General features: G+C 46.6%; 20 protein-coding genes and 1 other annotated feature. All 20 genes read left to right on the top strand.

The features are described 5' to 3' along the window. The first annotated feature begins 8 nt into the window (after positions 1-8). The 20 genes from cysS to tuf all read left to right on the top strand — a co-directional run bounded on the left by cysS (position 9) and on the right by tuf (position 21,173). On the top strand, positions 9-1,412 hold the full coding sequence (cysS, locus tag C1I60_RS03065) for a cysteine--tRNA ligase (RefSeq protein ID WP_137060429.1): 1,404 nt from the start codon (positions 9-11) through the stop codon (positions 1,410-1,412). After that, complete coding sequence (locus C1I60_RS03060) at positions 1,409-1,867, top strand: Mini-ribonuclease 3 (protein ID WP_137060428.1); 459 nt, start codon at positions 1,409-1,411, stop codon at positions 1,865-1,867. Before cysS ends, C1I60_RS03060 begins: the two co-directional genes overlap by 4 nt. A 58-nt stretch (positions 1,868-1,925) precedes the next feature. Beyond that, positions 1,926-2,672 (top strand): 23S rRNA (guanosine(2251)-2'-O)-methyltransferase RlmB, encoded by a 747-nt coding sequence (gene rlmB / locus C1I60_RS03055; RefSeq protein ID WP_137060427.1) that lies wholly within the window; start codon positions 1,926-1,928, stop codon positions 2,670-2,672. A 4-nt stretch (positions 2,673-2,676) separates the two neighbouring features. Then, positions 2,677-3,198, top strand: coding sequence for an NYN domain-containing protein (locus tag C1I60_RS03050; protein WP_137060426.1), 522 nt, complete (start codon positions 2,677-2,679; stop codon positions 3,196-3,198). Positions 3,199-3,375: 177 nt separating this feature from the next. After that, positions 3,376-4,020 carry an RNA polymerase sporulation sigma factor SigH gene (gene sigH / locus C1I60_RS03045; RefSeq protein ID WP_014278325.1) on the top strand — a complete coding sequence of 215 codons (645 nt, stop codon included), beginning with the start codon at positions 3,376-3,378 and terminating at the stop codon, positions 4,018-4,020. A gap of 333 nt (positions 4,021-4,353) precedes the next feature. Further along, positions 4,354-4,503: a 50S ribosomal protein L33 gene (rpmG, locus tag C1I60_RS03040; RefSeq protein ID WP_023990562.1), complete on the top strand. Its 150-nt coding sequence runs from the start codon at positions 4,354-4,356 to the stop codon at positions 4,501-4,503. Positions 4,504-4,523: 20 nt separating this feature from the next. Further along, positions 4,524-4,715, top strand: a complete 192-nt coding sequence (secE, locus tag C1I60_RS03035) for a preprotein translocase subunit SecE (protein ID WP_013312170.1) — start codon at positions 4,524-4,526, stop codon at positions 4,713-4,715. Between the two features lie 22 nt (positions 4,716-4,737). Then, the gene (gene nusG / locus C1I60_RS03030; protein ID WP_014278324.1) at positions 4,738-5,271 is read left to right on the top strand and encodes a transcription termination/antitermination protein NusG; all 534 of its coding nucleotides are present in this window, start codon (positions 4,738-4,740) and stop codon (positions 5,269-5,271) included. Between the two features lie 73 nt (positions 5,272-5,344). Next, positions 5,345-5,770 (top strand): 50S ribosomal protein L11, encoded by a 426-nt coding sequence (gene rplK, locus C1I60_RS03025; RefSeq protein ID WP_014278323.1) that lies wholly within the window; start codon positions 5,345-5,347, stop codon positions 5,768-5,770. A gap of 88 nt (positions 5,771-5,858) precedes the next feature. Next, the gene (gene rplA, locus C1I60_RS03020; protein ID WP_014278322.1) at positions 5,859-6,551 is read left to right on the top strand and encodes a 50S ribosomal protein L1; all 693 of its coding nucleotides are present in this window, start codon (positions 5,859-5,861) and stop codon (positions 6,549-6,551) included. Positions 6,552-6,619: 68 nt separating this feature from the next. Next, positions 6,620-6,771, top strand: a sequence feature (ribosomal protein L10 leader region). A gap of 72 nt (positions 6,772-6,843) precedes the next feature. Further along, entirely contained in the window at positions 6,844-7,347 is a 504-nt protein-coding gene (gene rplJ / locus C1I60_RS03015; RefSeq protein WP_134912299.1) for a 50S ribosomal protein L10, read from the top strand. A 69-nt stretch (positions 7,348-7,416) separates the two neighbouring features. Continuing rightward, on the top strand, positions 7,417-7,782 hold the full coding sequence (gene rplL, locus C1I60_RS03010; protein WP_025685943.1) for a 50S ribosomal protein L7/L12: 366 nt from the start codon (positions 7,417-7,419) through the stop codon (positions 7,780-7,782). 147 nt (positions 7,783-7,929) lie between these two features. After that, positions 7,930-8,532 (top strand): class I SAM-dependent methyltransferase, encoded by a 603-nt coding sequence (locus C1I60_RS03005; protein WP_137060425.1) that lies wholly within the window; start codon positions 7,930-7,932, stop codon positions 8,530-8,532. A 355-nt stretch (positions 8,533-8,887) separates the two neighbouring features. Continuing rightward, positions 8,888-12,433, top strand: a complete 3,546-nt coding sequence (gene rpoB, locus C1I60_RS03000) for a DNA-directed RNA polymerase subunit beta (protein ID WP_137060424.1) — start codon at positions 8,888-8,890, stop codon at positions 12,431-12,433. A gap of 144 nt (positions 12,434-12,577) precedes the next feature. Next, positions 12,578-16,192: a DNA-directed RNA polymerase subunit beta' gene (gene rpoC / locus C1I60_RS02995; protein ID WP_137060423.1), complete on the top strand. Its 3,615-nt coding sequence runs from the start codon at positions 12,578-12,580 to the stop codon at positions 16,190-16,192. Positions 16,193-16,423: 231 nt separating this feature from the next. Beyond that, positions 16,424-16,675 carry a ribosomal L7Ae/L30e/S12e/Gadd45 family protein gene (locus tag C1I60_RS02990; RefSeq protein WP_014278316.1) on the top strand — a complete coding sequence of 84 codons (252 nt, stop codon included), beginning with the start codon at positions 16,424-16,426 and terminating at the stop codon, positions 16,673-16,675. Positions 16,676-16,818: 143 nt separating this feature from the next. Further along, entirely contained in the window at positions 16,819-17,241 is a 423-nt protein-coding gene (gene rpsL, locus C1I60_RS02985) for a 30S ribosomal protein S12 (RefSeq protein ID WP_007432587.1), read from the top strand. Positions 17,242-17,291: 50 nt separating this feature from the next. Continuing rightward, positions 17,292-17,762: a 30S ribosomal protein S7 gene (gene rpsG / locus C1I60_RS02980; protein ID WP_007432586.1), complete on the top strand. Its 471-nt coding sequence runs from the start codon at positions 17,292-17,294 to the stop codon at positions 17,760-17,762. Between the two features lie 48 nt (positions 17,763-17,810). After that, positions 17,811-19,889, top strand: coding sequence for an elongation factor G (gene fusA / locus C1I60_RS02975; RefSeq protein WP_137060422.1), 2,079 nt, complete (start codon positions 17,811-17,813; stop codon positions 19,887-19,889). A gap of 93 nt (positions 19,890-19,982) precedes the next feature. Continuing rightward, complete coding sequence (gene tuf / locus C1I60_RS02970; protein WP_028542619.1) at positions 19,983-21,173, top strand: elongation factor Tu; 1,191 nt, start codon at positions 19,983-19,985, stop codon at positions 21,171-21,173. Positions 21,174-21,499 lie beyond the last annotated feature (326 nt).

Raw genomic sequence — 21,499 nt, 5'->3', positions numbered from 1 at the left:
ACATAACGATGCCGCTTCAAATTTATAATACAATGACGAGGAGCCGAGAGCCTTTTGTGCCACTGGAGTCTGGAAAGGTTAAAATGTATGTATGCGGACCTACCGTCTATGATTACATTCATATTGGTAATGCACGACCTGTAATTGTGTTTGACGTGGTGCGCAGCTACCTGGAGTATTTGGGTTATGATGTGAACTATGTGGTGAATTTTACGGATGTTGATGATAAGCTGATCCGCAAAGCTCGGGAACTTGATATGGATGTTTCGGCAGTTGCTGAGAAATTTATTGCAGCCTACCATGAGGATCTGACAGGATTGAATGTTCCTGCCGCCAGCATGAATCCGCGTGTAACCGAGAGCATGGATCTGATTATTGATTTTATTAAGGAACTGGTAGATAAAGGTTATGCCTACGAGAATGATGGCGATGTGTTCTATCGGACGAAAAAATTCACATGCTACGGTCAGCTGTCGGGTCAGAATCTGGAGGAGCTTCAATTCGGGATTCGCATTAATGTGGATGAACGTAAGGAAAATGCCGAGGATTTTGTACTCTGGAAGGCTGCCAAGCCAGGAGAAATTTATTGGTCAAGTCCTTGGGGCAACGGACGCCCGGGCTGGCACATCGAATGCTCTGCCATGGCCCGCCACTATCTGGGGGATACGCTGGATATTCACGGGGGCGGACAGGATTTGCAATTCCCGCATCACGAATGCGAATGTGCACAATCCGAGGTGATTACGGGTAAGCCATTGGCCCGTTACTGGATGCATAACGGATATATTCGCATTGACAATGAAAAAATGTCGAAATCACTCGGTAATGGTATTTTGGTTAAAGATCTGCGTGCTCGTCACAAACCCGAGGCTTTACGTTATTTTATGCTGTCGACGCATTACCGAAATCCGTTGAACTACAATCATGAGACGATGAGTCAGGCGGAGAACAGCGTCGAACGGATTGCCAATGCAGTTACCAACGTGAATCATCGTTTAGCCAATGCGCTGGAAAGCAACGGGGAAGTGGCGGTGGAGCTGCAAGCCAAGCTTGACGGAATTTTGCAGCAGTTTGGCGAAAAAATGGATGATGATTTCAATACACCTGACGCGATTACTGCTGTGTTTGACTGGGTTAGCGAAGCGAATCATCTGTTGCAGCGCGATGTCGTAAATCAGGCGGAATTGAAGACTGTATTGCATACTTTTCATGCGATGAACAACGTACTTCGTATTTATGCGGAACCGAGGGAAGAATTGTTGGATGATGAAATTGAACATTTGATTGCGGAACGTGTCGAAGCTCGTAAAACCAAAAACTGGGGTAGAGCCGACGAAATTCGCGATCTGCTAGCTGCTAAAGGCATTGTGCTTGAGGATACGGCACAAGGTATGCGGTGGCGGCGAAAATGAGTGATAAGCCATTGAACATGGGGGGGGCGGAGGATGCGGGAAACTGGTTCCCGTATCCTGCGTCTAAGCCAGCCCGCCTGATGCCGCCGATTGCACTGGCTTACATTGGCGATGCCGTGTATGAGGTCGCAGTGCGGCAATATTTGCTGGCGCAGCCCAATCTGCGCCCGAACCATTTACATCGGCGAGCCACAGGGCTGGTCTCTGCCAAGGCGCAGAGCCGTATGCTCGTGCTTCTGGAGACGGTGCTGACGGAGGAAGAACGTGATATTGTCCGACAAGGCAGAAATGCCAAGTCAGGAAGCCTTCCCAAAAACGCTGATGTACTTGAGTACCGTCACGCGACTGCGCTGGAGGCATTGATCGGCTTTCTCTATAGCGATGGACGGTTGAATAGATTGAGAGAATTGATAACTTATGGTATTGCACAAATGGAAAATACAGAAAAATCTTAATTGGGAACGAGCGGACCAAATGCGCTAAGCATCCGCCGTTTCCTGGGAGGAAATAGATATGGAAGAAGAATGGATTGCCGGTAAGCATTCGGTAACGGAGGCGCTTCGCTCAGGCAGAACGATAAATAAAATATGGATTGCGGATAATGCACAAAAGCACCTGACATTGCCCATTACAGCTGAAGCTAAAAAAGCGGGGATCATTGTTTTACAGGTGGACAAGCGTAAGCTTGACCAAATGGTTCCGGGAATACAGCATCAGGGAGTGGTTGCACAGGCTGCACCTTTTGCCTACGTTGAAGTGGAAGAACTGCTCGCAACTGCCCGTAGTAAGGGAGAAGAGCCGTTTTTGATCCTATTGGATGAGATTGAAGATCCGCATAATCTAGGGTCTATCCTTCGGATAGCGGACTGCACAGGGGCACATGGCGTAATCGTGCCGAAAAGACGTTCGGCGGCAGTAACTGTAACGGTGTCTAAAACATCAGCGGGGGCGGTTGAATATGTTCCGGTGGCGCGTGTGAACAATTTGGGGCAAACCATCGACCGTCTCAAAGAGGAAGGCGTATGGGTAGTTGGCACAGATGTGACAGCTACGGACCCGGTTTTTGGAAATGGTGTATTCACAGGGCCAGTAGCTATCGTCATTGGTAATGAAAATAAAGGGATGGGGCGTTTGATCCGCGAGAAATGTGACGTACTCGTTAAGCTGCCGATGGCTGGGCAAATCAATTCCCTGAATGCTTCTGTAGCCGCAGGTGTCGTGATGTACGAAGTGTTGCGCGGACGACAGGCACGGGGCTAATGATATGGCTGACACGCGGGATGTTCTGCTTGTGGACGGTTACAACATGATTGGAGCCTGGCCCGAACTTTCCGCACTGGTACAATCTGGGATGCAGGAAGCGAGGGACAGACTGCTTGAACGACTCGCGGATCATCAGGCGTATTCCGGCAGAAGGGTCATTGTCGTTTTTGATGCTTACCGGGTGCCAGGATTGGGTAAAACGTATGCCCAGAGTAAAGTCCAGATTTATTTTACAAAAGAAAAAGAGACCGCTGACGAGTGCATTGAGCGATTGGTTCGGGAGCTAGGCAGCCGGAGAAGAAGCATTTATGTAGCGACAAGTGATCAGGTGGAGCAACATGTTGCTTTTGGGCAAGGAGCGCTCAGGGTGTCAGCGCGTGAACTTCTGATCGAGATTGAGGAATCTGAAAGGGAAGTGAAAAAGCGGATAGAGCAGGATAGGGCTAAGTTGTCCCGCAATTCGCTGGATGCCAAGCTGAGTCCGGAACTTCGAAAGTTGTTTGAGCGCTGGAGAAGAGAATAGTCTGGAGAAAGAAAATCCATTAATTGGATACTTCCCCATTTTGAAACCATTGACAATTTTGTTAGCTCTCTTCTTTTTTAGGCTGTTGTGGTTGACGGTATCAGGTTACATCGCGTATACTTGTCGTATATTTGAGAGAGTAACGGGTACCTTGCGTTGCAGCCGGAGGGATTGTTAGTGAGTGTGGACCTCAAGGATATCATGTTGTCAAAGTTTGATTACAAAAATGATGAAGACATTGTCGGAGCAGTCCATGAAGGTGATGGGGAGGCACTGGAGTTTCTGATTAATAAATATCGGAACTTCGTGCGGGCCAAGGCCAGATCCTACTTCCTGATCGGCGCTGATCGCGAGGATATTATTCAGGAGGGCATGATTGGTCTCTACAAATCTATTCGTGATTTTAAGGGAGACAAGTTTGCTTCGTTCAAGGGCTTTGCCGAGCTGTGCATTACAAGACAGATCATTACGGCAATCAAGACGGCCACACGACAAAAGCATATTCCTCTGAATTCCTACGTATCTCTGGACAAGCCCATTTACGATGAAGAGTCTGATCGGACGTTACTGGACGTGATTTGCGGAACACAGGTAAGTGATCCTGAAGAGCTGATTATCAATCAGGAAGAGTTTGTGGGCCTTGAGGACAAGATGTCCGAGATTCTGAGCGAGCTGGAACGGAAGGTACTTATGTTGTATCTGGACGGCCGTTCATATCAGGAAATTGCCGAGGACCTTGACCGCCACGTGAAATCTATTGATAATGCGCTGCAACGGGTCAAGCGCAAACTTGAAAAGTATTTGGAAGTAAGGGATAGCTGAAAGTAGAGGCTGGCAGGGAAAAGGCTCGAGTTTGAGTCTTTTTTTATTCGTTAAGGGCAGGATATGCAGGTTTATATGTGTTAAGAATGATTTATACTGAAAAAGATAAATAATAGATATCGCATGGATCTTGGAGAGGTTTTTCAGAGATGATTTTTAAAGGATGAACAGATGTTAAAATGCACCACAGCCGGGACTGCAAAATGTATGCAAACATTCGTTGACATGCAAAACCGCGTGTGATAAAGTGTTTTAGGTAGGCCTAAATTCGCGGTTTTTTTTAGGATCAATTATGAGACTTCCGGTGTTGGATGTCTTCGGGAGGTGCACATCATGCGGGTAATTATTACTTTGGCTTGTACAACATGCAAACAAAGAAATTACACAACGACGAAAAACAAGCGTAATCACCCCGACCGCATGGAGATGAAGAAATTCTGTAAGTCCTGTAACGAACAGACTTCTCATCGGGAAACCAGATAGTTTTTGGAGGTGTAGTCGGCGTGAAACGCAGTTTCAAGTCTCTGTTTTCCTTTTTCTCTGAAAGCTGGGCTGAACTCAAGAAGGTTCGCTGGCCCAATCGTAAAGAACTGACCAATTATACGCTGATTGTCATTGGGACGATTGCGTTTGTCACGATTTATTTTTGGGTTCTCGATATCGGCATTTCCGCTGTGATCGAAGCGATTATTTAGGAAGGGTTCCAGGTGGCTTGATATGGAAAAAAGATGGTACGTCGTTCATACCTATTCAGGGTATGAGAACAAAGTCAAAGCCAATTTGGAGAAACGCGTCGAGTCCATGGGCATGGAGGACAAGATTTTTCGCGTTCTTGTTCCAATGGAAGAAGAACTGGTAACCAAGGACGGTAAGAAAAAAACCGTTATGCGTAAAGTTTACCCTGGTTATGTCTTGGTCGAAATGGTTCAAACCGACGACTCTTGGTACGTTGTGCGCAACACACCAGGTGTTACGGGATTTGTAGGATCAACAGGCTCGGGTTCCAAACCGACAGCTTTGCTTCCAGAAGAAGTTGAACAGATTCTGAAGCATATGGGCATGGTAGAGCCGAAACCGAAGATCGAATTCGATGTTAAGGAATCCGTGCGAATTAAAGTTGGTCCTTTTGCGAATTTTGTGGGCTCCGTGGAAGAAATTTTGGTTGAGAAGAGCAAGCTTAAGGTTCACGTTAACATGTTTGGACGGGAAACCCCGCTTGAGTTGGATTATACTCAGGTGGAGAAAATATAGATTTTTCTTACAGGTTTCTTGTGGGAGGATCATTAGGTCCGTCTACCACTATTGAGTCAAGGAGGTGTCATCCGTGGCAAAAAAGGTAATCAAAATGGTAAAACTGCAGATCCCTGCAGGTAAAGCTAATCCAGCGCCTCCAGTAGGTCCGGCTTTGGGTCAAGCAGGTGTCAACATCATGGCATTCTGTAAAGAGTTCAATGCTCGTACTGCTGATCAAGCAGGCCTGATCATCCCGGTTGAAATTTCGGTGTTTGAAGATCGTTCTTTTACGTTCATCACCAAAACTCCACCGGCTGCTGTGCTGTTGAAAGTTGCTGCTAAAATCGAAAAAGGTTCCGGTGAACCGAACAAAACGAAAGTTGCAACTGTAAATCGCGCTACCGTTCGTCAAATTGCTGAGCAAAAAATGCCTGACCTTAACGCAGCTTCCGTAGAATCGGCAATGCGTATGGTTGAAGGTACTGCTCGCAGCATGGGTATCACCATCGTAGACTAATTTTTATTAGTCTTCGTGTGCCGACAGTTTGACTGTCCGGCAAGTGTGGGAGGAATATCCGCTAATACCACATAAGGAGGAAAAGATTATGGCTAAACATGGTAAGAAATACTTGGAAGCCGCTAAGTTGATTGACAGCGAAGCGACTTATGAGCCTTTGGAAGCCGTTGAATTGGTGAAAAAAGGCGCAACTGCTAAATTTGACGAAACTGTTGAAGCAGCAGTCCGTCTGGGCGTAGATTCCCGTAAACAAGACCAGGCTGTTCGTGGTGTTGTTGTCCTGCCGCATGGTACGGGTAAAACACAACGTGTTCTGGTATTTGCAAAAGGTGACAAAGTGAAAGAAGCCGAAGCTGCTGGCGCTGATTTTGTTGGCGATCAAGATATGATCAACAAAATTCAACAAGGCTGGTTCGAATTCGACGTCTGCGTTGCGACACCTGATATGATGAGTGAGGTTGGTAAACTGGGTCGTTTGCTTGGTGGTAAAGGCCTAATGCCAAACCCTAAAGCAGGCACAGTTACTTTCGACGTTGCCAAGGCTGTTCAAGAAATTAAAGCCGGTAAAATCGAATACCGTCTCGACAAAGCGGGTCAAATTCATGCGCCAATCGGCAAAGCATCCTTCAGTGCTGAACAACTGAACGAGAATCTTAAAGCTTTGATCGAAGCCTTGAACCGTGCGAAGCCAGCGGCTGCTAAAGGTGTATACCTGAAAAACATCGCTATTTCTTCGACTATGGGACCAAGTGCTCGTGTGAACGCATCTGTTTACAAATAATATTTTAATTGACACGTTCAATTGATTTTGTTATTCTGTAAAAGTTGTGAGTCCGTGTGGCTGACCATTAAAGTTGAATATGCTTACCGTAGACAGTAGGTGCCTCTGGGCTTAATTTCCTACCGAGGTGTTATGATAGAACGTTTCATGTGACGGGCTCGTCCCGTCCATGTGGATTTATCAAGCCTTCGTACTCTACGGAGGCTTTTTTCATGCTCATGAAGGTAGCTTTGGGCGATCACCGGATAGGTTGGTCGAGCAGAGCGGATAAATTGATCAGGAGGTGTACAGTTTGGCAAATGCAAAAGTGATTCAAGCAAAACAAGAAGCTGTTGAAGTTGTAGCTGCAAAATTGCGCGAGAGCGTAACGACTGTGGTTGCTGACTATCGCGGTCTGAATGTTGCCCAAGTAACTGAGCTGCGTAAGCAGCTTCGCGAAGCCGGAATCGAGTTTCAAGTGCTGAAAAACACGCTGCTCCGTCGTGCAACTGCGGCAGCAGAATTGACTGAACTGGACGCAGTATTGACAGGTCCTACTGCAATCGCGTTCGGCAAAGATGATGCAGTGTCTGCAGCTAAAATCTTGAATGATTTCGCTAAGAAAAACACTGCGCTGGAACTGAAAGGTGCAGTTGTAGAAGGCCGTGTTATCGGTGTTGAGGAAATCAAAGCGCTGGCAGAACTGCCATCCCGCGAAGGTCTTCTTTCCATGCTCCTCAGCGTGCTTCAAGCTCCTGTGCGCAACTTCGCGCTTGCAGTTAAAGCTGTTGCAGAAAAAGAAGAGCAAAGCGCATAAGTTAGGGTCTAAAGCTGCTGTATAGCAGATTGAAAACAAAAAAATAAGAATTTAAATGGAGGTTCAACCATGAGTAAAGAGCAAATCTTGGAAGCAATTAAAGGTATGTCCGTATTGGAACTGAACGATCTCGTGAAAGCAATCGAAGAAGAATTCGGCGTAACTGCAGCAGCTCCAGTAGCTGTAGCAGGTGGCGCAGCAGGCGGCGCAGCAGAAGCTGAGCAATCCGAGTTCGACGTAATTTTGACAAGCGCTGGCGCTTCCAAAATCAACGTTATCAAAGCAGTTCGCGAAATCACAGGTCTTGGCCTGAAAGAAGCAAAAGAACTGGTTGACAACGCTCCAAAACCACTGAAAGAAAAAATTGCGAAAGAAGAAGCTGATTCCTTGAAAGCGAAATTGGAAGAAGCAGGCGCTTCCGTAGAAGTGAAATAATTGACTGCTATCTAGCGGACAATGTACTAAAACAAACCCCTTGAGGTGATCTTCAAGGGGTTTGTTGCTGTAAAACGGCAGTACAAGCATGTCTGAGACGTTATAGTGAAGGCTATGATGGTATTACAACCAAGGAGGTGGTCATGAATGTCTGATCATTATTACTCCAAACGGCCAGAAACGGCGCATAAACGGAGGAGCCTCGAGACAGTGCTGCGGGGGCGAACATACCGTTTTGCCAGCGATTCAGGCGTTTTCTCCAAGCAGGGGATTGATTACGGTAGCCGTGTGCTAATTGAGACGATGCAGCTTCCTGCGCAGGCTTCGGTGCTGGATGTAGGGTGCGGCTATGGACCGATTGGTTTGACAGCAGCAGCGCTTGTACCGGATGGTCACGTTACAATGGTGGATATTAACGAGCGAGCCGTTCAACTGGCAATAGAGAATGCGGAGCGGAATGGGATTACCAATGTGACCATAAAGCAAAGCGATCTGTTTGAGAGAGTGAAAGATGATCGTTTTGACGTGATTCTAACGAATCCGCCTATACGTGCGGGTAAGGAAACCGTGCATACCATTTTTGAGCTTGCTTATGAGCATTTAAATGAAGGTGGGGCTTTGTGGGTGGTTATTCAGAAAAAGCAGGGTGCCCCTTCGGCAAGCGCTAAAATCGAGAGCCTTTTCGGACGTGTGGAGGAAGTTACGAAGGATAAAGGCTACCGTATTTTGAAGGCAGAAAAAAAGTTTTAGAAAAATGCAAAAGGACCATTGACTTGAATCCTGGTCTGTGATATTATTTTAAAATGTCAGTATTAGGATGCCCTCCATGGCTTTAGTTTGTTGAAATGTCAATAGGTTTATGCGTAGAAGGGTATAGTAATTATACTTATTACGTATAATACAATCATTTTGGGCAAATCTACAAGTGATGAAGATCTTCCGGTAAGAGGATTCTGCAGATACGTCGCTCTTTTTTCGAATGCATTCGAGTAAGGGCTTTTCTGTATTTGTGGATTGAATCTTCTGTATGTGTCTTATTATAAGGTCACAAACAAAGGTTCGCAATGAATTTTTAAAGTGAGTAGACATGAGGGGTGAGTTTAAGTTGGCAGGACATCTTGTTCAATATGGTCGACGCACTCGGCGCAGTTATGCACGTATTAACGAGGTACTTGAGGTTCCGAACCTGATTGAGATCCAGCAAAAATCCTATGATTGGTTTTTGGAGGAAGGATTGCGGGAGATGTTTCGGGATATTTCGCCAATTCAGGATTTCACAGGAAATCTGATTTTGGAGTTTATCGACTATTCTCTCGGAGAACCTAAATATACCGTTGACGACGCAAAGGAACGCGACGTAACGTATGCAGCACCGCTTCGGGTAAAAGTCCGGCTTATTAATAAAGAGACCGGGGAAGTGAAAGAGCAGGAAGTATTCATGGGAGACTTCCCGCTGATGACTGATACGGGTACGTTTATTATTAACGGTGCGGAACGGGTTATTGTCAGCCAGTTGGTTCGCTCTCCCAGCGTCTATTTCAGCACAAAAGTCGACAAGAATGCGAAAACAACATACACCGCAACGGTAATTCCTAACCGGGGGGCTTGGCTCGAACTGGAGATGGATGCGAAGGACATTATCTATGTCCGGATTGACCGTACCCGTAAAATTCCGGTTACGGTGTTGCTGCGTGCGCTTGGCTTTGGCACTGATGCTGAGATTCTGGATTTGCTCGGCAATGACGAATATATCCGTAATACTCTTGATAAAGACAATACGGACTCTACGGAAAAAGCGCTGATTGAGATTTATGAGCGTCTTCGTCCGGGTGAGCCACCTACACTGGATAATGCAAAGAGCTTGCTCGTTGCACGTTTCTTTGATCCAAAACGTTATGATCTGGCCAACGTAGGCCGTTACAAAATCAATAAAAAGCTTCACATCAAAAACCGTCTGTTCAATCAACGGCTTGCTGAGACTTTGATTGATACGACAACCGGTGAAATCATCGCTGAAGCAGGACAAATGGTGGATCGCCGCCTGTTGGACGAGATTTTGGCCCAGCTTGAGGAATCGGTAGGACACCGTACGTATCATGTTGCTACTGGCGTACTGGAAAGCAACGATATTCCTCTTCAAACGATCGACATATTCTCGCCGATTGAGGATGGTAAAGTTGTAAAACTGATTGCCAACGGAAATATTGATAAATCGGTTAAAAATATTACGCCTGCCGATATTATTTCCTCCATCAGTTATTTTATTAACTTACTTCATGGAATCGGAAGCACAGACGATATTGATCATTTGGGCAACCGTCGTTTGCGCTCTGTAGGTGAATTGCTTCAGAACCAGTTCCGTATAGGTTTATCCCGTATGGAACGCGTGGTGCGCGAAAGAATGTCGATTCAGGATGCTAATGTGATTACGCCACAGGCGCTGATTAACATACGTCCAGTAATTGCTTCGATTAAGGAGTTTTTTGGTAGCTCCCAGTTGTCGCAGTTTATGGATCAGACGAATCCGCTTGCCGAATTGACCCACAAACGTCGTTTGTCCGCACTCGGACCCGGCGGTTTGACACGCGAACGCGCGGGCATGGAAGTACGTGACGTCCATCCGAGTCACTACGGCCGCATGTGTCCTATCGAGACACCAGAGGGACCAAACATTGGTTTGATCAACTCCTTGTCTACCTTCGCGCGTATCAACGAGTACGGATTTATCGAAGCTCCCTATCGCTGGGTTGATCCGAAAACCGGAAAAGTTACAGACCAAATTGATTACCTGACGGCTGATGAAGAAGATAACTACATCGTAGCTCAGGCAAATGAGGAACTGACAGAGGACAGTACCTTTAAGGAAGAGGTCGTCATTGTCCGTTACAACAAGCAGTCTGATAACATCATTCCAATGGCAAGTAGTCGTGTTGACTATATGGACGTATCACCTAAACAGGTTGTGTCCGTGGCAACTGCACTGATTCCGTTCCTGGAGAACGATGACTCCAACCGTGCGTTGATGGGTTCCAACATGCAGCGGCAGGCCGTTCCATTGTTGATTCCAAAGTCTCCTTTGGTCGGAACAGGAATGGAGCATAAAGCTGCGAAAGATTCCGGGGTATGTATTGTATCCAAATACGATGGTGTGATCGAACGTTCTTCAGCTAACGAAATTTGGTTGCGCCGTATCGAAACCGTAGATGGTTCCGAAGTGAAGGGCGACATCGTTAAGTATAAATTACACAAATTTATGCGTTCGAACCAAGGAACATGCATTAACCAACGTCCAATCGTCAACAGAGGCGATGTGGTGAAAGCTGGCGATATTCTCGCAGATGGTCCTTCCACAGAGATGGGCGAGTTGGCATTGGGACGTAACGTTGTCGTTGCCTTCATGACTTGGGAAGGTTACAACTATGAGGATGCGATCCTGTTGAGTGAGAAGCTGGTTAAGGAAGACGTATACACCTCCATTCATATTGAGGAATACGAATCCGAAGCCCGCGATACGAAGCTTGGACCGGAAGAGATCACTCGTGATATCCCGAATGTCGGTGAAGAAGCGCTTCGTAATCTGGATGAGCGTGGAATTATCCGCATTGGTGCCGAAATCGGCGCAGGTGACATTCTCGTTGGTAAAGTAACACCTAAGGGTGTGACGGAGTTGACAGCCGAAGAACGCCTCTTGCATGCGATCTTTGGTGAGAAGGCACGCGAGGTTCGCGACACTTCCTTGAGAGTTCCTCACGGAACAGACGGTATTGTTGTGGACGTCAAAGTATTTACACGTGAGAATGGCGACGAACTGCCACCAGGCGTGAACCAACTGGTTCGTGTATATATTGCTCAAAAACGTAAAATTTCCGAAGGCGATAAAATGGCCGGACGTCACGGTAACAAGGGTGTCGTTGCCCGTATTTTGCCTGAAGAAGATATGCCTTTCTTGCCAGACGGTACACCAGTACAGGTCGTTCTGAACCCGCTGGGCGTACCTTCACGGATGAACATCGGACAGGTGCTTGAAATTCATCTGGGTATGGCCGCAATGCGTCTTGGTATTCATGTGGCAACGCCTGTATTTGATGGTGCCAAGGAGTATGACGTGTTCGACACGATGGAAGAGGCAGGCATGCAGCGCAATGGTAAGACAGTGTTGTATGACGGACGTACAGGCGATCGTTTTGAACGAGAAGTTACTGTCGGTGTCATGCACATGATTAAACTGGCGCACATGGTTGACGATAAAATCCATGCTCGTTCTACAGGTCCTTACTCTCTCGTTACGCAACAGCCGTTGGGTGGTAAAGCTCAATTCGGTGGTCAGCGTTTCGGTGAGATGGAAGTATGGGCACTGGAAGCCTACGGCGCGGCTTACACGCTTCAGGAAATTTTAACTGTTAAATCCGATGATGTGGTTGGACGTGTTAAAACTTACGAATCCATCGTCAAAGGTGAAAATGTTCCTGAACCGGGTGTGCCTGAATCATTCAAGGTCTTGATCAAAGAGCTGCAAAGCTTGGGTATGGACGTGAAGATTCTGTCTGAAGACGAACAAGAGATCGAAATGAGAGAGCTTGATGATGAAGATGATACAACCAGCGACAAGCTGAGTTTGAATCTGGAAGGCTCTGAGGTTGGCGTAGAATAGTTTGTCTGCTGACTGAATCATATCAGCTTTGTTATATGCCTCGAACCATTCTCTACAGGATGGATCAGGCTTCTTGATACCGCCCGGTGCTGCCGGGCGGTATCAAACCTAAAAACTCAGGATTTGGTTAAGGAGGGTTGCTCCTTGTTGGACGTTAACAATTTCGAATATATGAAAATCGGGCTTGCTTCCCCCGAAAAGATTCGTTCTTGGTCCCGCGGAGAAGTCAAAAAACCGGAGACGATTAACTATCGTACGCTTAAACCGGAAAAAGAAGGACTATTTTGCGAGAAAATTTTCGGACCTACGAAAGACTGGGAATGTCATTGCGGTAAGTACAAACGCGTGCGCTATAAAGGTGTTGTCTGTGACCGTTGTGGCGTAGAGGTTACCCGCGCTAAGGTTCGTCGTGAACGTATGGGTCACATCGAGCTGGCTGCCCCTGTATCGCATATTTGGTACTTTAAAGGCATTCCGAGCCGTATGGGTCTTGCTCTTGATATGTCTCCAAGATCTCTGGAAGAGATCATTTACTTCGCATCTTATGTTGTAACTGATCCAGGAGATACGCCATTGGAAAAAAAGCAACTCCTGTCCGAGAAAGAATACCGCAGCTACCGTGAAAAGTACGGCTATGGATTCCAGGCAGGTATGGGTGCTGAGGCGGTTAAGAAGCTCCTTCAAGATTTGGATATAGACAAAGAATTGGAATTTCTGAAAGAAGAGCTGCGTACAGCTCAAGGACAACGCCGCAACCGTGCGATCAAGCGTCTTGAAGTGATTGAGGCTTTCCGTAACTCCGGCAACCAGCCGGACTGGATGATCATGGATGTGCTGCCTGTTATTCCTCCGGAGCTCCGTCCGATGGTACAGCTGGATGGTGGACGATTTGCTACCTCTGACCTGAATGACTTGTACCGTCGTGTTATAAACCGTAACAACCGTCTGAAACGCCTGCTAGATCTGGGTGCTCCGGATATTATCGTACAGAATGAAAAACGGATGCTGCAGGAAGCTGTTGACGCCCTGATCGATAATGGTCGTCGTGGTCGCCCTGTTACAGGTCCGGGTAACCGTCCTTTGAAATCCCTCAGCCACATGCTGAAAGGTAAACAAGGACGTTTTCGTCAAAACTTGCTCGGAAAACGTGTTGACTACTCCGGTCGTTCCGTAATCGTTGTAGGTCCGTACTTGAAAATGTACCAATGCGGTTTGCCGAAAGAAATGGCCTTGGAACTGTTCAAGCCTTTTGTTATGAAAGAACTTGTGAACAAAGGTCTTGCACACAACATTAAGAGCGCGAAACGTAAAGTAGAGCGCGTGAGTGCAGAAGTATGGGATGTGCTCGAAGAAGTAATCAAGGAGCATCCGGTTCTTCTGAACCGTGCCCCTACGCTGCATAGACTCGGTATTCAGGCGTTTGAGCCGATTTTGGTTGAAGGTCGTGCAATTCGTTTGCATCCGCTCGTATGTACGGCATACAATGCCGACTTTGACGGTGACCAAATGGCGGTTCACGTTCCGTTGTCTGCGGAAGCCCAAGCAGAAGCTCGTTTGCTCATGCTGGCCTCCGGTAACATTTTGAATCCGAAAGACGGCAAGCCTGTTGTTACTCCTTCCCAGGATATGGTCCTTGGTTCTTTCTATCTGACTATGGATAACAAAGAAGAAGAAGGCAGCAACATGATCCTTCGTAACATGAACGAGGCTATATCGGCTTACCAGCGCGGTACAGCGGGTCTTCATGCTCGTGTAGCTATTCCGGTTAAAGCTTTGAATAAAACGAGCTTTACTGAAAAACAACAGGATGCAATGCTGATTACCACGGTTGGTAAAATCATCTTCAATGAAATTTTCCCGGCCAGCTTCCCGTACATCAATGATGCTACCCGTGCAAACCTGCTTTATGGTACTGCTGAGGAGTTCTTTGTATACGAGAAGGGTGTAAATCTTACAGAAGCGATTCAAAATGCTCCGCAAGCTAGCGGCGTAGGTAAAGATTACCTTGGTAACATTATTGCCCGTTGCTTTGAAACTTACCATACAACAGAAACAGCTGTGATTTTGGATAAAATCAAGCAGCTTGGCTTTACGTATTCTACTCGTGCAGGTGTAACTGTTGCTGTATCGGACGTTATCGTGCCAGTGGAGAAAAAAGAAATTCTTAAAGGTTCTGAGGATAAAGCGCAAGTCGTAACGAATCAATACCGTCGTGGTCTGATTACGAACGAGGAACGCTATGACCGGATTATTGATATCTGGTCCAAAGCCAAAGATGATATTACCGAAGTGCTGATGAAGTCCATGGATCGCTATAACTCTATCATGATGATGGTTGACTCCAAAGCGCGGGGTAACAAATCACAGATTACCCAACTCGGCGGTATGCGTGGTCTGATGGCAAATCCATCCGGTCGTATTATCGAGCTCCCAATTAAATCGAACTTCCGTGAAGGCCTGACAGTACTCGAATACTTCATCTCCACTCACGGAGCGCGTAAAGGTTTGGCGGATACAGCACTTCGTACGGCTGACTCCGGTTATCTTACTCGTCGTCTAGTCGATGTGGCACAGGATGTTATCGTGCGTGAAGAAGATTGTGGAACGGACAAAGGCTTTACAGTAAGCCGTATTCAGGACGGTAAAGAAGTTATTGAGGACCTCTATGACCGTCTGGAAGGTCGCTATTGCTTTGAAACGGTACGTCATCCGGAGACTGGCGAGATTTTGGCCAGCCGTAACGAATTGATTGATTCCGACAAAGCTGAAGCAATTGTTAAAGCTGGTGTACAAAAGGTTCAAATTCGTTCTGTACTAAGCTGCCGTGCCAAACATGGCGTCTGCAAGAAATGCTACGGTCGCAATCTGGCTACTGGCAAACACGTTGAGATTGGTGAAGCAGTTGGTATTATCGCGGCGCAATCCATCGGTGAACCAGGAACCCAGCTTACAATGCGTACATTCCACACAGGCGGTGTAGCGGGCGATGATATTACACAAGGTTTGCCGCGTATTCAGGAGCTTTTCGAAGCACGTAATCCTAAAGGTCAGGCAACCATCAGTGAAATTGACGGTACAGTTAAAGAAATTCGTGAAGGTAAAGATCGCCGTGAGATCGACATTCAGGGTGAAGCTGAAACGAAAACTTATTCGGTTACGTATGGTTCTCGTCTGCGCGTAAGCGAAGGCATGACTGTGGAAGCCGGGGATGAACTGACAGACGGTTCAATCGACCCTAAAGAAATGCTGCGCATTAAAGGTATTCGCGGGGTACAGAACTATATCCTTCAGGAAGTTCAACGCGTATATCGGAATCAGGGCGTAGAGATCAATGATAAGCACGTGGAAGTTATGATTCGTCAAATGTTGCGTAAAATCCGTATCCTTGATGCGGGGAATACAACGCTACTTCCAGGCTCCTTTGTTGATGTGCACGAATATGAAATTGCGAACAAAACAGCGATTCTTAGCGGCCAAGAGCCAGCGGTAGCCAAACCGGTTCTGCTTGGTATAACCAAGGCATCTCTGGAAACTGACTCCTTCTTGTCAGCAGCTTCCTTCCAAGAGACCACACGCGTGCTGACCGATGCAGCTATAAAAGGCAAGGTCGATCAGTTGCTTGGTCTGAAAGAGAACGTTATTATCGGAAAGTTGATCCCTGCGGGTACAGGTATGAATCGTTACCGTAGTGTGAAATTTGCCCAACCGGAAGGGGAGCAATCCTCGTCAGAAGAACTCGAACCGATTTCGGCCGAGTAATAAAACGTTAACAAATGGCATGATGGGCCCGGAACATTGCATCTCTGATGAAGCTTTTAGATTACGGCTCTGTTAGACGGTGTTCCGGCGCTTTTTCTTAAAATGAAAAGTATTTCTTTGTTAAGCAAACTATAGTCTATAATTGTCTTGACATTGCTTATAGTCAATGCTAATATAGCAAAGGTGCGTGAGTAGCCTATATGCTATAGTGTCTTTTCGGAGGAATGAGATATGTCTAAAGAACAAGGACTGCAAGATGCTCATGTCAAAATCGGTACCAAACAAACCATCCGTATGGTCGAATTGGGCTTCGCCTCTGAAGTATATGTGGCAGAAGACGCAGATCCACGCCTCACTTCCAACATCATTGCTTTGTGCAACAAGCAAGGAGTCAAGGTGACTCTTGTAGATACAATGAAAAATCTCGGAGCTGCATGTGGGATTGAAGTGGGAGCCGCCATGGCTGCTATCGTAAAACAATAGGGTAAGGAACGTTTTTGTCTAAGAGAATGGATTCTTGGCGGCAAAGACTTTTCATTTGTTCTTTTATGAACCGCCTGGGTCTGTGGGCTTAGAAATGGTTTGTGAAGCAACAGGAAAAATTGAGGAAGGGGGTGGCAACCACAATGCCAACTATTAACCAACTGGTTCGTAAAGGACGTCAAGCCAAAATCGAGAAATCGAAATCACCGGCTTTGCAAAAAGGTTTTAACGCCTTGAAACGTGAAGCTACCGACATCAGTGCCCCGCAAAAACGCGGAGTATGCACTCGTGTAGGTACTATGACTCCAAAAAAACCAAACTCCGCACTTCGTAAATATGCTCGTGTTCGTTTGACGAACCGTGTAGAGGTGACTGCTTACATTCCGGGTATCGGACACAACCTGCAAGAACACAGCGTAGTGCTGATTCGCGGGGGTCGTGTAAAAGATCTTCCAGGTGTACGTTACCATATCGTTCGCGGTGCTTTGGATACTGCAGGCGTAAACAACCGCATGCAAGCTCGTTCCAAATATGGCGCAAAACGCCCTAAAGCTAAAAAATCCTAATGAATATAAACCGAATAAGTCGGTTTAACATGTAAGAAAGGGGGATATCCATGCCACGCAAAGGTCCAGTTACCAAAAGAGACGTGTTGCCAGATCCGGTATATAACAGCAAGTTGGTTACCCGCCTGATCAACCGCATCATGCTCGACGGAAAACGAGGCGTTGCTCAAAGCATTCTGTACAATGCGTTCAAGCTTATCCAAGAACGTACGGGGAATGACCCGATGGAAGTTTTTGAAGCAGCTATTAAGAATATCATGCCAGTCCTGGAAGTTAAAGCACGCCGTGTCGGCGGTGCCAACTACCAAGTACCAATCGAGGTAAAACCAGAAAGACGTACTTCCCTGGGTTTACGTTGGCTCGTAAACTACTCCCGCAACCGCGGCGAGAAAACGATGGAAGAGCGTTTGGCAGCTGAGATTATCGACGCTTCCAACAACACAGGCGCTTCCGTGAAGAAACGCGAAGATACGCACAAAATGGCTGAAGCGAACAAAGCGTTTGCTCACTATCGCTGGTAGGATTCAGCTCAAAAAAAATAACTTCAATTTTGAAGGGAGACCCATTTCATGGCAAGAGAGTTCTCCTTGACGAATACACGTAATATCGGGATCATGGCTCATATTGACGCGGGTAAAACCACAACAACAGAGCGGATCTTGTTCTACACAGGACGTACGCATAAAATCGGTGAAGTTCACGAAGGCGCTGCGACAATGGACTGGATGGAACAAGAACAAGAGCGCGGAATCACGATTACTTCCGCTGCGACGACCGCTGCCTGGAAAGGTCACCGCGTCAATATCATCGACACCCCGGGGCACGTTGACTTCACTGTTGAAGTTGAACGTTCCCTTCGTGTATTGGACGGAGCAGTTGGTGTTTTCAGTGCGAAAGAAGGCGTTGAGCCTCAGTCCGAAACCGTATGGAGACAGGCTGATCGCTACGGCGTTCCACGGATCGCATATGTAAACAAAATGGATATCATTGGTGCCGACTTCCTGAATGTTGTCTCCGACATGCGTGATCGCCTTCAAGCGAACGCAGTTGCGATTCAATTGCCAATCGGCGCAGAAAATGATTTTACTGGTATCATCGATATCGTTGAACAAAAAGCTCATATGTACAAAGATGATCTTGGTCAAGATATCGAAGAAACCGAAATTCCTGCGGAATTCAAAGATAAAGTTGAAGAACTCCGTAATGAATTGATTGAGAAGGTCGCTGAACTGGATGAAGATTTGACAATGAAATACCTGGAAGGCGAAGAAATTTCGGTTGCCGAAATTAAAGCCGCTCTTCGTAAAGGTGTTGTAGAAGTTAAAATTTTCCCAGTTATCTGTGGATCTTCTTACCGTAACAAAGGTGTTCAGCTCATGCTGGATGCTGTTCTCGACTACTTACCGGCTCCTACTGACGTGCCAAGTATTCAAGGGCATTTGGAAGATGGTACGGAAGTTGAACGTCACTCTTCCGATGAAGAGCCTTTCTCTGCATTGGCTTTCAAAATCATGACGGATCCTTACGTTGGTAAGCTGACATTCTTCCGTGTATACTCCGGTGTTCTTCAATCGGGTTCATACGTATTGAATGCAACAAAAGGCAAGCGCGAACGTATCGGACGTATTCTTCAAATGCATGCGAACAGCCGTCAAGAAATCACTGTAGTTTACTCCGGTGATATTGCGGCAGCCGTAGGTTTGAAAGATACAGGTACAGGTGATACACTGTGTGATGAGAAGAATCCAGTTATTCTCGAGTCCATGAATTTCCCTGATCCGGTTATCGAGATCGCGGTTGAGCCTAAAACCAAAGCCGACCAAGATAAAATGTCTGTTGCCCTCGGTAAATTGACCGAAGAAGATCCAACTCTTCGTGCTCATACTAACGAAGAAACAGGCCAAACCATCTTGGCAGGTATGGGTGAGCTTCACCTTGATATCATCATCGACCGTATGCGCCGTGAGTTTAAGGTGGAAACCAATGTGGGTAAGCCACAGGTTGCTTACCGTGAAACGTTCCGTGCTCCAGCACGTGTCGAAGGTAAATTCGTTCGTCAATCCGGTGGTCGTGGTCAATATGGTCACGTATGGGTTGAGTTCGAACCGCTTGAGCCAGGTACTGGTAGCCAATTCGAAAGTAAGGTAGTCGGCGGCTCTGTTCCTAGAGAGTACATCGCTCCTGCTCTTGCTGGTATTGAGGAACAAATGAAAAACGGCGTTATCGCAGGCTTCCCGCTTGTGGACGTTAAAGCTACAATTGTGGACGGATCATACCATGATGTCGATTCCAATGAAATGGCGTTTAAAATTGCCGGATCAATGGCGCTGAAAGCAGCGAAAGACAAATGTAAACCGGTATTGCTTGAGCCGATTATGAAAGTTGAAGTAACGGTTCCTGAGGAATACATGGGTGACGTAATGGGTATGTTGAACTCCCGTCGTGGTCGGATTGAAGGTATGGATTCCCGTAGTGGAGCTCAAATCATTCGTGCGAAGGTGCCTTTGTCCGAAATGTTCGGATACTCGACTACACTTCGTTCCGGTACACAAGGACGCGGCGTGTTCTCCATGGAGCTTTCTCATTATGAAGAGGTTCCGAAGAGCATTGCTGAAGAGATCGTTGCCAAAACCAAGGGCGGCGAGTAATACAATGTATCAGCTGACCGGTATAATCAAGTTTTTCCAAGAGGAAGCCGGCAGCCTAAAAATAAAACAAGTTATTGAGGAGGAATTGTTCAAATGGCAAAGGCTAAGTTTGAACGTAACAAACCGCACGTTAACATCGGTACTATTGGTCACGTCGATCATGGTAAAACTACTTTGACTGCTGCAATCACAACTGTATTGTCCAAAACTTACGGTGGTGCTGCTGTAGCATTCGACCAAATCGATAAAGCTCCAGAAGAGCGCGAACGCGGTATCACAATCTCCACAGCACACGTGGAATACGAAACACCTAACCGTCACTATGCACACGTTGACTGCCCAGGTCACGCCGACTATGTTAAAAACATGATCACTGGCGCTGCACAAATGGACGGAGCGATTCTGGTTGTATCCGCAGCTGACGGCCCAATGCCGCAAACTCGCGAGCACATCCTGTTGTCCCGCCAAGTAGGCGTTCCTTACATCGTTGTTTTCCTGAACAAATGTGACATGGTTGAAGACGAAGAGCTGTTGGAACTGGTTGAAATGGAAGTTCGTGACTTGCTGAGCGAATATGACTTCCCAGGCGACGACACTCCAATCATTCGCGGTTCCGCTCGTGAAGCTCTGCAAAACCCAGAGGGCGACTATGCTAAGAAAATCGTTGAAATGTTCGAAACAATCGACACTTACATCCCAACTCCAGAACGCGACACTGACAAGCCTTTCTTGATGCCTGTCGAGGACGTATTCTCCATCACAGGTCGTGGTACAGTTGCTACAGGCCGTGTAGAGCGTGGTACTGTTAAAGTGGGCGATGAAATCGAAATCATCGGTATTCAAGAAGAATCCCGTAAATCCGTAGTAACAGGCGTAGAAATGTTCCGCAAATTGCTTGACTCTGCTCAAGCTGGCGATAACATCGGCGCATTGCTTCGCGGTGTAGATCGTGCGCAAATCGAGCGTGGCCAAGTATTGGCTAAACCAGGTTCTGTTAAACCTCATACAGAATTTTCTGCTCAAATCTACGTTTTGACTAAAGAAGAGGGTGGACGTCACAAACCTTTCTTCACTGGTTACCGTCCACAGTTCTACTTCCGTACAACTGACGTAACTGGTATCATCACTTTGCCAGAAGGTTCCGAAATGGTAATGCCTGGTGACAACATCACAGTTACTGTTCAACTGATCAACCCAATCGCTATCGAAGAAGGAACTAAGTTCTCTATTCGTGAAGGTGGACGTACAGTTGGCGCCGGTGCGGTAGCAACAATCTCTAAATAAGAAGGCTTTGGCCTTTAAATAAAGCAACATTGTACTGGAACGAGTAACATTGTATTGGAACGGAGCTAAAAGAAGCCCCCGCCCTGGTGCGGGGGCTTTTCTCTTGAATAAATCGCGAGCTGCGAGTGCAATTGTATCTTTTCAAAATAAGATACATTGTTTTTTCGTTTTTGCTTGCAATAGGCAGAACTATTAGATATAATAACTAATGTTGTTTGTGACTGTGCGATGATGTGAGAGGTTACTGACACACCCGGCCCCTTTGCCATGGGAGGGATGTCCGAAAATTTTCACGGAGTATGTCCGATACCAAATTGGGCGATAGA

Source organism: Paenibacillus terrae (assembly GCF_005217525.1).
In the GTDB taxonomy this organism is placed as follows: domain Bacteria; phylum Bacillota; class Bacilli; order Paenibacillales; family Paenibacillaceae; genus Paenibacillus; species Paenibacillus terrae_C.
The sequence above is the reverse complement of the archived record's forward strand: the minus strand, read 5'-3'. Positions and strand labels throughout refer to the sequence as shown.

Excerpts from the sequence above, each read along its gene's own strand:
- rplA (WP_014278322.1), top strand. The coding sequence starts at position 5,859 with ATGGCTAAACATGGTAAGAAATACTTGGAAGCCGCTAAGTTGATTGAC.
- nusG (WP_014278324.1), top strand. The coding sequence starts at position 4,738 with ATGGAAAAAAGATGGTACGTCGTTCATACCTATTCAGGGTATGAGAAC.
- C1I60_RS03050 (WP_137060426.1), top strand. The coding sequence starts at position 2,677 with ATGGCTGACACGCGGGATGTTCTGCTTGTGGACGGTTACAACATGATT.
- rpsG (WP_007432586.1), top strand. The coding sequence starts at position 17,292 with ATGCCACGCAAAGGTCCAGTTACCAAAAGAGACGTGTTGCCAGATCCG.
- C1I60_RS03005 (WP_137060425.1), top strand. The coding sequence starts at position 7,930 with ATGTCTGATCATTATTACTCCAAACGGCCAGAAACGGCGCATAAACGG.
- rpmG (WP_023990562.1), top strand. The coding sequence starts at position 4,354 with ATGCGGGTAATTATTACTTTGGCTTGTACAACATGCAAACAAAGAAAT.
- C1I60_RS03060 (WP_137060428.1), top strand. The coding sequence starts at position 1,409 with ATGAGTGATAAGCCATTGAACATGGGGGGGGCGGAGGATGCGGGAAAC.
- rplL (WP_025685943.1), top strand. The coding sequence starts at position 7,417 with ATGAGTAAAGAGCAAATCTTGGAAGCAATTAAAGGTATGTCCGTATTG.
- cysS (WP_137060429.1), top strand. The coding sequence starts at position 9 with ATGCCGCTTCAAATTTATAATACAATGACGAGGAGCCGAGAGCCTTTT.
- fusA (WP_137060422.1), top strand. The coding sequence starts at position 17,811 with ATGGCAAGAGAGTTCTCCTTGACGAATACACGTAATATCGGGATCATG.
- rlmB (WP_137060427.1), top strand. The coding sequence starts at position 1,926 with ATGGAAGAAGAATGGATTGCCGGTAAGCATTCGGTAACGGAGGCGCTT.
- tuf (WP_028542619.1), top strand. The coding sequence starts at position 19,983 with ATGGCAAAGGCTAAGTTTGAACGTAACAAACCGCACGTTAACATCGGT.
- rpsL (WP_007432587.1), top strand. The coding sequence starts at position 16,819 with ATGCCAACTATTAACCAACTGGTTCGTAAAGGACGTCAAGCCAAAATC.
- C1I60_RS02990 (WP_014278316.1), top strand. The coding sequence starts at position 16,424 with ATGTCTAAAGAACAAGGACTGCAAGATGCTCATGTCAAAATCGGTACC.